This is a genomic window from Methylobacterium mesophilicum SR1.6/6, from assembly GCF_000364445.2.
Taxonomy (GTDB): domain Bacteria; phylum Pseudomonadota; class Alphaproteobacteria; order Rhizobiales; family Beijerinckiaceae; genus Methylobacterium; species Methylobacterium mesophilicum_A.
This window is the reverse complement of record NZ_CP043538.1, coordinates 479,518-492,774: the sequence shown is the minus strand read 5'-3', so window position 1 is coordinate 492,774 and position 13,257 is coordinate 479,518. Positions and strand designations below refer to the sequence as shown.

The window sequence follows — 13,257 nt, the reverse complement described above, 5'->3', positions numbered from 1 at the left end:
CTCGATGTGTGTTCGAACCCCGCTTCGGTCAGCGACCCGCAGGATAGACTGGCGCTGCACTCTGGTCCGGAACATAGTCGCGCACTGACCGGCGAGCTCGGGCAATCCCCGGTGCGTTTCAGAGGCACTGCAGGGATCTTGGCGCGATCTTCCCGGAGCGTATCGATGCGCCTTGGAATGGATCGGGCGATGGCAGGCTTCCCGATATTGCCGCGGGGTTCGCTGTTCCGACAATACTTCTTTGTTCTGTTCGCGGCCGTGGTCGTTCCGCTGCTCGCCGCTGGCGGCAGTCAGGCATGGTTCGGGTATAAGGACCAGAGGGCCCACCTGAACGATCTCCTCGGTGCCGAGGCCCGGACTGCGGCCGCGCGCATCGCGATTTTCCTTGAAGGGATCGGAAACCAGCTCGCTTGGATGGTCCACTTGCCCTGGACTGAGGGAGCCGACGAGCGACGGCGCATCGACGCGCTGCGCCTTCTGCGCCACGCCCCCGCCGTAACGAGCCTCAGGCTGATCGACGGCGTCTCTAAGGAACGGCTCTCCGTATCGCGAATCGGCCTCAACCGAGTCGAGAGCGGCGATGACGCATCGGCGGATCCAGCGGTTCTGGGGGCTCGGACCGGGCAGGCTTGGTTTGGACCCGTCACTTATTACCGCAATTCCGAACCGTACATGACCGTAGCCGTGGCGGGAAACCGCGCCGCGGCCGGCGTCGCGGTCGCCGAGATCAATCTGAAGCTGATCCTGGACGTTATCGCGGGAATTCGGATCGGAGAGACCGGACAGGCCTTCGTGCTCGACCGGCCGGGCCGGCTCATCGCGCATCCCGACATCAGTCTGGTCCTACGCGGCGCCGCGGACCGGACGGTCGAGAACCTCCGGGCGCTGCGGACTGCGATCATCGCGCAGGATGGGCGCGCGGTCGCCGGTCCGGACCCGGCGGGGCACACGGTGGTCGCCGCCATGGCGCCGGTCCAGGGGCCGGACTGGAGCGTGGTCGTCCACCAGCCGGCCGCCGAGGCATTCGGTCCGATCCGAGCTGCCTTCTGGCGCCTGCTCGGCCTGCTGCTCGCCGGCACTGGCTTCGCCGCCGCGCTCGCCTACTGGCTCGCCGGCCGAATGACCGGGCCGATCCGCCTGCTGGAGGACGGCGCGGCCCGGATCGGGGCCGGCCAGTTCGATCACCGCATCGACATCGCGAGGACCGACGAGCTCGGGCGGCTCGCGACTCGCTTCAACCAGATGACACGCGAGGTCGCGATCTCGCGGGAGCGCTCGGAGCGTATCGACCGGCTTAAACGCTTCCTCGCGCCGCAAGTCGCCGAGCTCGTGGACCGGGCCGGCGATGACAGTGTTCTCAATGGACAGCGCGTCGAGGTCGTCGTCGTCTTCGGCGACCTCCGGGGCTTCACCCCGTTCTCGGCCCGATCTGAGCCGAGTGTGATCATGGACGTCCTCAGCGAATACTACGCGGCGGTCGGCGCGATCGTGGACCGGCACGGTGCGACGCTCATGAGTTTCGCGGGCGACGGCGTCATGATCCTGGTGAATGCGCCGGTGGCCTGCCCCGAGCCGGCGTTGCGAGCTGCCCGCATGGTGATCGAGATGCAGGCGACGGTGCAGGGCATGGCCGCGTCCTGGCGAGCGCGCGGCCATGCGCTCGGCTTCGGGGTCGGCCTCGCGATGGGATTGGCCACGGTCGGGCGCATCGGGTCCGACAGCCGGATGGACTACACGGCCATCGGCACGGTGACGAACCTCTCATCGCGCCTGTGCGCGTCGGCTGAGGACGGCCAGATCCTCGTCGACCGCACGGCGGCCGAGGCGATCGGGAGCGGTGTTCCCCTGGTATCGCTCGGGACGCGGCGCCTGAAGGGCTTCGACGATCCGGTCGCGGTATTCGCCGTGGCGATTGGCCGAGGGACCGACGCCCGGCCAACGCCGGACGCAGCGGCGTGACTTTATGCTCTTGGCGAGGAGCGAAGAGATGAGGCGACGGGCAATTCTCACTGGGCCGGTGAGCGTCCTGCTCGGCGGCGTCTTGACCCGTGCGGTGCAAGCGCGAGCGCCGACGCTTCCGGTGATCGGGTATCTCGGATCCGAGACGCCCGAGCGCGCGGCCAGCCGGCTCGAGGCCTTTCGCGAGGGGCTCGCCGATGCTGGGTTCGTCGAGGGACGCGACGTCGCGATTGCCTTTCGCTGGGCAGACGGGCGCTACGAGCGGCTGCCCGCGCTCGCGAAGGAGCTGGCCGGTAGCGGAATCGCGGTCCTGGTCTCGCCCGGTGGCGCGCCCGTAGTGCTTGCGGCGCGGGCGGCGACGGAGACGATCCCGATCGTCTTCGAGATGGGTGGCGATCCGGTCGTCCTCGGCGTGGTGGAGGATCTCGCTCGGCCTCGTGGCAATCTTACGGGCGTGTCGAGCCTGAGCGTCGAGGTCTCGAACAAGCGGCTCGAGTTCATGCGGGAGCTGTTTCCGACGACCGCCGCCCTCGCCGTCGCGGTCAATCCGACCAGCCCCACGGCGGGCTCGCAGTTGGCCGGGCTCCAGGCGTCGGCGGCCAGCCTCGGTCTGCAAATCCACGTGCTCGAAGCCAGCCGCGAGGACGAGTTCGAGACGCTTTCCACGGCGCCGCGCCGGCTCGGGGTGCCCGGTCTCGTCTTCACCTCCGACCCCTTCTTTGCCTATCGCAGCGCGCAGCTGGCGATGCTCGCCAGCCGCCACGGCCTTCCGGCGATCACCCAATCCCGCGATTTTCCCAATGCCGGCGGGCTGCTGAGCTATGGCGGCGACTTCACGCAGACGCATCGCCAAGCCGGCATCTATGCCGGTCGCCTGCTCCGGGGCGAGAAGCTCCGCGACCTGCCGGTGCAACTCGTCACGAAGGTCGAACTGTTCGCCAACGTCGGGGCAGCCACACGCCTTGGCGTGACGCTGCCACCCTCGATCTTGAGCAGCGCGGACGTGGTGATCGAGTAGAAATCCGACGGCCACGGGCCCGTCGGCAACCGCCGCCATCAGCGAGTGCTGCGAAAGCGCGGCAAGAGCATGCCCGCCTCGCGCCGATAGCGAAGGTAGCGATCGCCGAAGAGAGCAATCAGGTCGCGCTCTTCCAATTGGATGCCGACGAGGATGTAGGCCGTCGCAACTGCCGCGAACAACAGGTGGCCGGCCGTCATCGTCGGCGTCGCCCAGAAGGCCACTACGAACCCGAGGTAGATCGGGTGTCGAACGTGCCTGTACAGGAGAGGTGTCGTGAACGTGGCCTCGCCCTGCACGGTCGAGCGCCAGCCCTGAATGGCCTGCTTGAGCCCGAAAAGGTCGAGATGGCTGATCATGAAGGTGCTGGCGAGGACCACCAGCCAGCCGATCCAAAACAGGCCCGCGAGGACGACCGATGCGACCGGTTCCGAAATCGACCAAACGATCGTCGGGAGTGGACGCCATTGCCAGAACAGCAGGAGCAGGGCGAGGCTGGCGAGAAGGACGTAGGTGCTGCGCTCGATCGGTTTCGGGACGATGCGGGTCCACCAGGCTTTGAAGCGCGGACGAGCCATCACGCTGTGCTGTAGCGCGAAGATGGCGAGCAGGGCGACGTCAACGATGACGGCGAGTCCCGAATGGCCGATCGGCCCGTCGTCGACGGTCTTCGGAACGAAGGCGCGTCCGAGAAAGCCGACTGCGTAGAGGAAGGCGAGCAGGAAGACCGCGTAGCAGAACACGGCGTAGCTCATGCGTGCGGCGTGCGGCATGGAAGATCTCCGGCGACAAGAGCGTAGTCGGTCGGGCTCCGAGACTCGGTCACGACCCGGTGCCTCGCGGCCCGGAGCTTCATGCGGCCAGCCGCCCACCCGCGTCTGTGATCGCCATCACAGACGCGGGCGGGTGCCCCGAAGATATGCCATCGGCCGAGCCGATCAGCCTCCGGGAGGAGGCCGATTTCATCCGCCGCGCGCGCCGTCGAGAGTCCTTACCGGAAGTACTTCATCCATTCTTAGCCCGCATCAGCCGGCCGACGGATGGCGGGGCATATAGAGGCGCCGATGAGCCACTTCTAGAAAGTGTCCTTCGGACGTCTGAAGGCATGAATTTGAACGCGAATGTTTGAGAAATTTGTACCTTCGTCGACAGTAAAATCAGTGAAAACAGCTCGTTCTCAAGAGCATGTTTCTTGCTACGTAACCACTACGTAGTCGGTTAACGATAAAAATTCTTGGTTTATTCGCCGGAACGTGCGTGAAGCCTACGTAGACCTGCGCCATTTAATTCATCGGCTCTGTTAAAATCTGTAATCATCATCTTGTCAAAGCTATTATCAGAAGCTACAAGCCGGCCAGTAAGAGATTGTTAACGCTGGTTTCCGGCATTAGCAGAGGAGCTGAAACCGTGCCGCCCCATGCCGAAACCGCTGCTGCCGCTCCTGGTTTTGCGCCGCGCCGCGATGTCGAGATGTCCAGTGGCGCTGAGCAGGTGGCCGGTCATCTGGTTGGCCAAGTGAGCGAGGCGGCGGAGATCGTGGCGGGCGCGGTTCTGCCGGAGACGCCGTTCGTGGCGCGGGGGCTGCGCCTGGACTGGGCGACCAAGCGCAGCCTCGACGTGAGTGTGGCGGCCACGGCCCTGTTCCTGCTGCTGCCGCTCCTTCTGCTGATCGCCCTGATGGTCTGGGCCGGCGACCGCAAGCCGCCGATCTACCGCCACATGCGCCTGGGCCGGGACGGGCGCCGCTTCGGCTGCCTGAAGTTCCGCTCGATGGTCACCAACGGCGAGGCGGTGCTGGCGGCCCATCTGTCTGCCAACCCGCGGGCGCGCACCGAGTGGGCGGAGACCCACAAGCTCACCGACGATCCGCGCGTGACCGCGATCGGCCAGGTGCTGCGCAAGACCTCGCTGGACGAGCTGCCCCAGCTCTGGAACGTGCTGCGCGGCGAGATGAGCCTGGTCGGCCCGCGGCCGATCGTTCCGGCGGAGGTGGCCCGCTACGGCCGGGCGTTCGCCACCTGCTTCGCCGTGCCGCCGGGCGTGACCGGGCTGTGGCAGGTCTCGGGCCGCTCCGACACGACCTACGCCGAGCGCGTCGCGCTGGATCTCGACTACGCCACCCGCTGGAGCCTGCGCCGCGACCTCGTCATCATGCTGCGCACCATCCCGGCCGTCCTCGCCCAACGCGGAAGTAAGTGAATTCTGCTGTTGATCCGTACGGCAACCAACCCGGCGGCCTTAGATCCGAACCGAGACCGATCTCAAGCTCGACCCAAGTGAAGGACGAGTTGCGATGAAGGGTCTGCTGCTGAATGCGCTGCTCGGGCTGGGTCTGGGGCGGTTCGGCTCGGTGTGGTGGCTCCTGGTGCTGCTGCCAGTCGTCGCCGCCGAACTCGCCTATGGCGTCTATGCCTATAATCTTGCTCTGAACGCAGGCTTCCTCCGGCGCGCCGTGGCGCTGATGGTGTGCGGTCAGCTGGGATTCCTGCTCGGGGCGCTGCTGCGGCCCATGCGCGGCGAAACGTAGGGCGCGATTGTCGACTCCACCCTGCGTCAACCGATCGTCCCGCCTTTGCCGGCCCTCGCGCGATTCGGGAGCGCTGGTCGCTCCTCCACCTGTGCCGGTGGATTGAGGCCATGAACGTGTCTCAAAACCGTGGTGACCGACCGGAAATCCTGAGGTCGCGGCGGTCGACTTCGACACGAAGGTTATTCGCGCGCCTGGGCACGATGGCCATCATGTGCGGCGTCCTGATCGTCGTGATCTCGTGGATCGGCTTTCTGATATGGGCTCTGATCCGGTTGATGGACCGGCTTTAGCGCCGTGAGGTGATCCTCGGCGAAATCCTCAGGCATGACGGGCGCCATGCGGCACAAGCGCCAGAACACCACGCCGCCAACGACATAGGCGGCAGCTACAACGATCAACCAATCCATATCCGAATTCTGTGCGTTTATTCAATATTGGAACGGGCGCATGGCAGATTTTTCCTCCTCGCTGTGCATGTGGGGCACCCGCCAGTAATGCACCCATTGGTTTACATTTCCTTAGGTAAGCCGAGCGATTTGTTGGCATCAGTTGTGGCTATACTGCACCCTCTGCGGCGCGGTCAGGTTTGTATACCTATACTGGTGCGTCCCCGGCTGTTGCAGGCCGCAGCCTCGGTCAATGCATCGTCGACCCATGCGACGGGGGCGGCGGAATGCAGCGGTACGGCGCTGGTCAGCGAGGCTTCCCGACGCCGGAGTCGGACGGATCCGGCGTAACGTGCCGGGATGTCCGAGGTCCGGATGCTCCGAGTGCCGTTCGATGCCGTCACAAGCCTGTGATGGCCGCGCTGTCGCGGCGATGACAAGCCGCGACGTTCTCCCCTCGATGCCTGGGCAAGGTCGGTTTCAGGCTCGCTGAAGAAGTGGCGCCGAGCGGGATGAGGTCGGAACGCGCCGTGCCGTGATGTCGCTTCGCTCGTCTCACGGGCCGGCCCGCTGACCCCGGTGGACGGAGATGCGTGACCTCCACTGCTGCGCACTGGGCGCCGTGGCGGCTCCCCCGGACCACCGGAAAGATCGGAACAGATCGGAGCGCCTCGTGTTGGCTTGGCAACGCAGCAACGAAGGAGACTCCGATGCGTAAACTCGCTCTCATCTCCGCCGTCACGCTCTCCCTCGGGGCAATCGGTGCAACCGGCGCTCAGGCGCAGGGCTACGGCTACGGCGGCTACGGCGGTCACCATCGTGGTTACGCCCGTGACTACGATCGGGGCTACGGTGCCCGCCGCGATTTCGGCTACCGCCGGCACCGTGGCCTGTCGACAGGCGCTGCGGTGGGGCTCGGGATCGCCGGGGCGGCGGCGGGGGCTGCAGCCGCCGGTGCTTTCGACCGCGGCGGACCCGGCTATTACGGCCGCGGATACTGATTACTTAGAGCGCCTAACAGAACGGGCACGGATCGTGTGGTCGGGCGTTGGCTGGGATGGCTCGCCCCCTTCTTCCCAACGATCTGTGGACTGAGATCGCCCCGCTTCTTCCGCCGCCCCGGCCGCGTCCGAAGGGCGGGCGGCGCCCGCTCGAGAACCGTGCGGCGCTGACCGGCATCCTGTTCGTGCTGCGCTCTGGCCTGCCCTGGGAGATGCTACCCGCCGAGATGGGCTGCGGCTGCGGGATGAGTTGCTGGCGCCGCCTGCGCGACTGGCAGGCGGCAGGCGTCTGGGCGCGGCTGCATCAGATCCTGCTGGAGCGCCTGCACGCGGCGGGCGAGATCGATTGGGGCCGCGCGAGCCTGGACAGTGCGTCTGTCCCGGCCAAAAAAGGGGCTCTGCCACGGGCCCGAACCCGACGGATCGGGGCAAGCCGGGCACGAAGCGCCACCTCGTCACCGACGCGCGCGGCACGCCGCTCGGCTTCTGCCTGAGCGGCGCCAACCGACACGACAGCGTGATGATGGCCCAGACCCTCGACGCCATCCCGCCCCTGCGCAACGGGCGGCGCGGACGCCCGCGGCATCGTCCGGACAAGTTGCACGCGGACAAGGCCTATGATGCCAAAGCACGACGCCGGGAGTGCCGGGCGCGCGGGATCGTGCCGCGGATCGCGCGCAAAGGCATCGAGAGCAGCGAGAGGCTCGGGCGTCACCGCTGGGTCGTCGAGCGGACCCATGCCTGGTTCAACCGCTTCCGCCGCCTGCCCATCCGCTACGAGCGGCGCGGCGACATCTACGAGGCCTTCACAACCCTGGCCGCGAGCCTCATCACCCTCAAGCAGATCAAACGGTTCTGTTAGGCGCTCTAACCTAGGATGCCCGCGCTCACGAAACCGTGATATTTCCTCAGGAAAGCTGCTCGCGCATCCTGGGGGGTCGACAATCCAAGATTGCTACGCGAGCCAACCAAGCACGGCTGCACAACGCTGAGCTTGGTCGAGCGTCAGTCCCGAAGCGACGGCGGTCCCGTTGCGGTAAACCGCGAAGGTGCCGTCGTCGGAAATGCGGATTTTGACCGAGGCCATCAGACGCTTCGACCTTCAATTACTTCCAGCTGCTGTAGGCCTGCTGCAGTAATCTGCCACGTTGAGAAGGTGCCACCTAGATGAGGGCCCGCCTGCTCTCCGACCCACACGAAATCGCCTCGGCTTTCGAGGCCACGCAACCGACTGTGATCTCCAGGCCATGCTCGGTCCCGCTGACGTTTGACGGAGATACGCCCATCGGTGGACTGCGCGGCTTTGTTCAGCAGGCGGCGCTCGTGGTTGACCAGCATTGGCTCTCCTGGGTGTGGCGACTCCGTTACGCAACACATAAAGAACGCGGCAACGCTTATGGCCAAGCTTGAGCAACACTGCGGCAACAATGTGGGTTTCTGCGGGGGTCATCGAGACCTCCGCCATCAGGGGCCCGCCGAGCAACGGGGTCCGCGAGAGAAATCAGATCTGAACTGATCATATCGCGTGGCGTGCAGGTCGGTGCTCAGTCGTTCGGAATGCAGCGGCCCCAGGAGTTGCTGCAGTGGAAGCGGTAGCTGCAGCCACGACCCACATAGACGACGCTGGGGCCATATCCGCGCCCTCCACGTCACCGAACGCGCCGTCGAGTATGGGAAACGCTTACCAACGGCGCGGAGGTATTTCTTCTACGGGCTCGCAATTCCCTTGAGTTTTGACACAGCTATCGGTCGATAGGAGACTGTCCGCTTTTCCCGTGGTCCCTCGCCAAAGCAGGCCGGCTGCTTTCGGCCAAATCACGTCACGCAGGATCGCCACCACGCGCAGAACCGGACATTCGGCTTCGCGCCCATCTCGGTCGTCCAAGTAGCCGCAGACGTTCCCCCATAGCGGACATCCACTGTGACAGCCGCAGTGACTCATTCGCATAAGGGCGCCTTGCGGAACGGCACGCTGGCTCTGGAAGTGGACCCTTCGGAATCCATTGAGGCATTCTCGTAACCCGCTACGTGGCCGTCCCTCCGAGTTCCACACAGGTCTCTAACGTTCCCGTTTTCGCGTTCCAAAAGCCAACTACCAGCTGTTAAAACAGCTACGCTTCAAGCTTTCGGCTGTTCCGTTAGAGCAGGCCCTAATGGGACAGAGACCAACGGCATCTCGAAAGTGTTTGTGAAAACGCTCCAGCGTGAATACGCCCGCCTCGTCATCTGCCGGACGCCGCAACCGTGATGCGGCTCCTGCCGAGGTGGTTCAAGAACTATAACACCATCCACTCGCATTCCGGCCCAAGCATGCTCTCGCCTCGCGAGTTCCTCAGCCGGAGTTCCCAAACCACCCCGCCGCAAGGCCGGTCAGACAAGGTGCTCTTCGATCGGTATAGAGAATTAGGCAGGGATCCCACACTAGGAACGGCAAGTGATAACTCCCGCATCTCTTCCCCTGTCGGCGATCCGGATCTTCGAGGCAGCAGCTCGTCGCCGATCCTTCAAAGAAGCGGCTGGTGAGTTGAACCTCACAGCCAGCGCAGTCAGCCATGCCATGAACAGGCTGGAAGAGACACTTGGCGTGCCACTTTTCGAACGCGCCGGACAAGGTAGCGCGCCAACGGTAGCTGGTGAGATACTATTCGATCACGTCAGTCGAGCTTTTTCCGAATTGAACCGAGGGCTCGATATGATATCGACTCGCGGCCCACAACTTTTGCGGCTGCACTGCGCGCCCAGCTTCGCCGCGCAATGGCTAACTCCTAGACTCGCCCGGTTCCTACGCGAGCGGCCTGGCATGGACGTGCGGCTGGCCGCCGGCGTGGACTACACACGCTTTACTGACAACGAGTTCGATGCTGACATTGTCTATGGTGTCCCCCGTGGCGAAGGGTTGCTGCGAATGCCACTCGGACTGGAGACAGTGACACCTTTGTGTGACGCTGATCGCGCCAGACAGATCTCTGAGCCCGCTGATTTATTTAAGCAGCCTCTGATCCAAAGCGATACGAAACTTGTGCGTTGGCCACACTGGTTCGAGAAGAACGGCCTCGCAGCACCGCCAGCCGCCAACCTCCGTTTCGACCGCAGTTTCCTAGCTCTGACAGCGGCAGCCGACGGTCTCGGCGTTGCACTTGAGTCGACGCGGCTTGCGGAACGGGAGATATCTGCTGGTCGTCTAGTCGCCCCCCTAGCCAATCGTTCGGAAGAGATCCGCTACATCGGCCACCATCTTATTTATCCGCCATCAGCCCGTCGATGTTTGCCGCTTAGGATTTTCGCGCATTGGCTTGCCGGAGAGCTTTCAATAACGCCAAGCTCCGACCTCGAATAGCTGTCACATGACTCTGAGTCATATTTCAGTGAAAAATTAGCGTTTGTTAACGTCCACGCCCGCTGGCACTATTCTGCCAACGACAGGGTGTGAGGAAACGACTTAGAGATGCAAGCGCCTCTTGAGCGCTGCAGATCAAAGGGCGAGTTGGCTTCGGACCATCTCCGCTTCCTACCTCCCATTGCGAAAAGCTGCACCGTTCGGTCTGCAGGGAGGATTGCTGTGCTTCTCGAAAAGAAGGTCTGCGTAATTACTGGGGCGGCTTCCGCCCGCGGCATCGGCAAGGCTACCGCGCGCATGTTTGCTGCTCATGGAGCCCACGTCGTCATTCTCGACCTCGACGCCGGGCAGGCAGAGACTGCCGCTGCCGAGCTCGGTGCAGGTCATCTCGGCATTGCCTGCAACGTAACTGATAGGGCCGCCTGTCAGAAGGCTGCCGACACGACGCTTGAACGCCTCGGCTCGATCGACGTGCTGGTCAACAATGCCGGCATCACCCAGCCGCTCAAGCTGATGGAGGTGGGACCCGAGAACTACGACGCTGTCACCGACGTGAACCTGCGCGGCACGCTCTACATGAGCCAGGCCGTGGTCCCGCAGATGCGGGCGCAGGGTTCCGGTTCGATCGTGTGCATGTCGTCTGTCTCCGCCCAGCGCGGCGGCGGCATCTTCGGTGGCCCGCACTACTCCGCGGCGAAAGCCGGCGTTCTCGGTCTCCAGAAGGCGATGGCCCGCGAGCTGGGCGCCGACAACATCCGCGTCAATTCCGTCACCCCCGGTCTGATCCAGACCGACATCACCGGCGGCAAGCTCACCCCCGAGCTCAAGGTCGAGATCGCCAAGGGCATCCCGCTGGGGCGCCTCGGCGTCGCCGACGACATCGCCAATGCCTGCCTGTTCCTGGCCTCCGACCTGTCCGCGTACATCACCGGCGCGGTGATCGACGTGAACGGCGGCATGCTGATCCACTGAGAGGGAGGACGTCATGGCAACCGAACGACCCCACGAGGGTACAAACATCTCGCTGGCCGACCGGGCCTATAACATTCGCCGCCATGCCCTCCTGATGGGCGAGGTTCAGGGCCAGGGCTACATCGCCCAGGCGCTCGGTATCTCCGATGTTCTGGCGGTGAGCTACTTCCACGCGATGACCTACCGTCCGGAAGATCCGGAATGGGAAGGCCGCGACCGCTTCTGCCTGTCGATCGGTCACTACGCCATCGCCCTCTACGCGGCGCTGATCGAAGCCGGGATCATCCCGGAGGACGAGCTGACGAGCTACGGCGGCGACGACAGCCGTCTGCCGATGTCGGCCATGGCGGCCTACACGCCCGGCATGGAGATCACCGGCGGCTCGCTCGGCCACGGGCTCGGGATCGCGGTCGGCATGGCGCTGGGCCTGAAGCGGAAGGGCTCCAAGAACTTCGTCTACAACCTGTTTTCCGATGGTGAGCTCGACGAGGGCTCGACCTGGGAGGCCGCGATGTCGGCCGGCTCGTTCAAGCTCGACAACCTGATCGGCATCGTCGACGTCAACGGCATGCAGGCGGACGGCCCCTCGCACGGGGTGCTCAACTTCGAGCCGCTCGCGCCGAAGTTCGAGGCGTTCAACTGGTTCGTGCAACGGGTCGACGGCAACGACATCGACGCGCTGGTGAAGGCCTTCGACGCCGCCCGGCACCATCCGGGTCCCGAACCCCGGGTGATCATCTGCGATACGAAGATGGCCAAGGGCGTGCCGTTCCTCGAGGAGCGCGAGCGCAACCACTTCCTGCGGGTCGAGCCGGCCGAGTGGACGCAGGCGCTGAAGATCCTGGACGAGGGGAGGGTGCAATGAGGCGTTCGAAGTACGAGAAGCCCGCGCCGCGCGTCGGCGGCGGCGCCAAGACCTCGGCGATGATCGCCTCCCTCGCCGCCCCGGGGCAGCGCACGAAGCCAGCCCCGTTCGGCCACGCCCTGGTCGAGCTCGCCAAGACGCGGCCCGACATCGTCGGCCTTTCGGCGGATCTGGCCAAGTACACGGACCTGCACATCTTCGCGCAGGCCCACCCCGATCGCTTCTACCAGATGGGGATGGCCGAGCAGCTGTTGATGAGCGCGGCGGCTGGGATGGCTCGTGAAGGATTCGTACCGTTCGCTACCACCTACGCGGTGTTCGCGGCGCGGCGCGCCTACGACTTCATCTGCCTCGCGATCGCCGAGGAGAACCTCAACGTCAAGATCGCCTGCGCGCTGCCCGGCCTGACCACCGGCTACGGCCCCAGCCACCAGGCGACCGAGGATGTCGCGATCTTCCGTGGCATGCCGAACATGACGATCCTTGATCCCTGCGACGCGCACGAGATCGAGCAGATGGTCCCGGCGATGGTCGCCCATCAGGGCCCGGTCTACCTGCGGCTCCTGCGCGGCAACGTCCCGCTGGTGCTCGACGAGTACGGCTACCGGTTCGAGATGGGCAAGGCCAAGACGATCCGCGACGGGCGCGACGTACTGATCATATCGTCGGGCCTGATGACGATGCGTGCGCTCGAAGTGGCCGAGAAGCTCAGCGAAGATCGAACGGATGTAGCGGTGCTCCACGTGCCGACGATCAAGCCCCTCGATGAGGCGACGATCCTGGCTGAGGTCCGTAGCGGCGGCCGTCTTGTGGTGGTCGCAGAGAACCACACCGTAGTCGGTGGCCTCGGTGAAGCGGTGGCGGGGCTGCTGATGCGCAACGGCACGTTGCCCGAGCGCGGCTTCCGCCAGGTCGGTTTGCCTGACGAGTTCCTCGACGCTGGAGCGCTTCCGACGCTGCACGACCGCTACGGCATCTCGACCGAAGCGATGGCCCGAAGCATCCGCGGTTGGCTGTAGGCGCAATCGTAACTGGCGACGATAAGCGCCTGATCGCATCCATAATCGACCTCAAATGAAGTGATCGCGGATCTCCACGTCCGCGATCATGCTGTGCCGACAGGTGTATTTTTCTATTTATCCGGCCGCATTGCGCGCGCCGAGCGATGATGCGCGCCTGAAAACGATCA

At 64.7% G+C, this 13,257-nt stretch carries 13 protein-coding genes and 1 pseudogene; 11 read left to right on the top strand and 3 right to left on the bottom strand.

The window, feature by feature from the left end:
* The first annotated feature begins 189 nt into the window (after positions 1-189).
* Positions 190-1,959: an adenylate/guanylate cyclase domain-containing protein gene (locus tag MMSR116_RS02320; RefSeq protein WP_039894492.1), complete on the top strand. Its 1,770-nt coding sequence runs from the start codon at positions 190-192 to the stop codon at positions 1,957-1,959.
* Between the two features lie 28 nt (positions 1,960-1,987).
* The gene (locus tag MMSR116_RS02315) at positions 1,988-2,977 is read left to right on the top strand and encodes an ABC transporter substrate-binding protein (protein WP_010686509.1); all 990 of its coding nucleotides are present in this window, start codon (positions 1,988-1,990) and stop codon (positions 2,975-2,977) included.
* A gap of 38 nt (positions 2,978-3,015) precedes the next feature.
* On the opposite strand, the gene mddA is transcribed toward MMSR116_RS02315, so the two are convergent.
* Positions 3,016-3,750: a methanethiol S-methyltransferase gene (mddA, locus tag MMSR116_RS02310; RefSeq protein WP_010686508.1), complete on the bottom strand. Its 735-nt coding sequence runs from the start codon at positions 3,748-3,750 to the stop codon at positions 3,016-3,018.
* A 697-nt stretch (positions 3,751-4,447) separates the two neighbouring features.
* On the opposite strand from mddA, the gene MMSR116_RS02305 reads away from it, so the two are divergent.
* Together MMSR116_RS02305 and MMSR116_RS02300 are read left to right on the top strand one after the other, a co-directional pair.
* A complete protein-coding gene (locus tag MMSR116_RS02305) occupies positions 4,448-5,176 on the top strand; it encodes a sugar transferase (protein WP_106428323.1) in 729 nt (242 codons plus the stop codon).
* A gap of 94 nt (positions 5,177-5,270) precedes the next feature.
* Positions 5,271-5,504 carry a hypothetical protein gene (locus tag MMSR116_RS02300; protein ID WP_010686506.1) on the top strand — a complete coding sequence of 78 codons (234 nt, stop codon included), beginning with the start codon at positions 5,271-5,273 and terminating at the stop codon, positions 5,502-5,504.
* A 182-nt stretch (positions 5,505-5,686) separates the two neighbouring features.
* On the opposite strand, the gene MMSR116_RS02295 is transcribed toward MMSR116_RS02300, so the two are convergent.
* The gene (locus MMSR116_RS02295) at positions 5,687-5,914 is read right to left on the bottom strand and encodes a hypothetical protein (RefSeq protein ID WP_010686505.1); all 228 of its coding nucleotides are present in this window, start codon (positions 5,912-5,914) and stop codon (positions 5,687-5,689) included.
* 689 nt (positions 5,915-6,603) lie between these two features.
* On the opposite strand from MMSR116_RS02295, the gene MMSR116_RS02290 reads away from it, so the two are divergent.
* Both MMSR116_RS02290 and MMSR116_RS02285 read left to right on the top strand, forming a co-directional pair.
* Positions 6,604-6,894: a hypothetical protein gene (locus MMSR116_RS02290; protein WP_010686504.1), complete on the top strand. Its 291-nt coding sequence runs from the start codon at positions 6,604-6,606 to the stop codon at positions 6,892-6,894.
* Positions 6,895-6,950: 56 nt separating this feature from the next.
* A protein-coding gene (locus MMSR116_RS02285) for an IS5 family transposase (RefSeq protein ID WP_085988008.1) occupies positions 6,951-7,756 on the top strand; the annotation gives its coding sequence in 2 pieces (ribosomal slippage) (positions 6,951-7,281 and positions 7,281-7,756; 807 coding nt in all).
* Between the two features lie 93 nt (positions 7,757-7,849).
* Here the strand turns inward: MMSR116_RS02285 and MMSR116_RS32190 are convergent.
* A complete protein-coding gene (locus tag MMSR116_RS32190; RefSeq protein ID WP_010686503.1) occupies positions 7,850-7,981 on the bottom strand; it encodes a hypothetical protein in 132 nt (43 codons plus the stop codon).
* Between the two features lie 1,074 nt (positions 7,982-9,055).
* On the opposite strand from MMSR116_RS32190, the pseudogene MMSR116_RS31670 reads away from it, so the two are divergent.
* From MMSR116_RS31670 to MMSR116_RS02265, 5 genes and pseudogenes are all read left to right on the top strand, one after another.
* Positions 9,056-9,240, top strand: a pseudogene (locus MMSR116_RS31670) (IS3 family transposase); the annotation flags it as partial.
* Between the two features lie 88 nt (positions 9,241-9,328).
* Positions 9,329-10,231 (top strand): LysR substrate-binding domain-containing protein, encoded by a 903-nt coding sequence (locus tag MMSR116_RS02280; RefSeq protein WP_010686501.1) that lies wholly within the window; start codon positions 9,329-9,331, stop codon positions 10,229-10,231.
* A 222-nt stretch (positions 10,232-10,453) separates the two neighbouring features.
* Positions 10,454-11,203, top strand: coding sequence for an SDR family NAD(P)-dependent oxidoreductase (locus MMSR116_RS02275; RefSeq protein WP_010686500.1), 750 nt, complete (start codon positions 10,454-10,456; stop codon positions 11,201-11,203).
* Between the two features lie 13 nt (positions 11,204-11,216).
* A complete protein-coding gene (locus tag MMSR116_RS02270) occupies positions 11,217-12,068 on the top strand; it encodes a transketolase (RefSeq protein WP_010686499.1) in 852 nt (283 codons plus the stop codon).
* The gene (locus MMSR116_RS02265; RefSeq protein ID WP_010686498.1) at positions 12,065-13,087 is read left to right on the top strand and encodes a transketolase family protein; all 1,023 of its coding nucleotides are present in this window, start codon (positions 12,065-12,067) and stop codon (positions 13,085-13,087) included. Before MMSR116_RS02270 ends, MMSR116_RS02265 begins: the two co-directional genes overlap by 4 nt.
* The last annotated feature ends 170 nt before the right edge of the window (positions 13,088-13,257 follow it).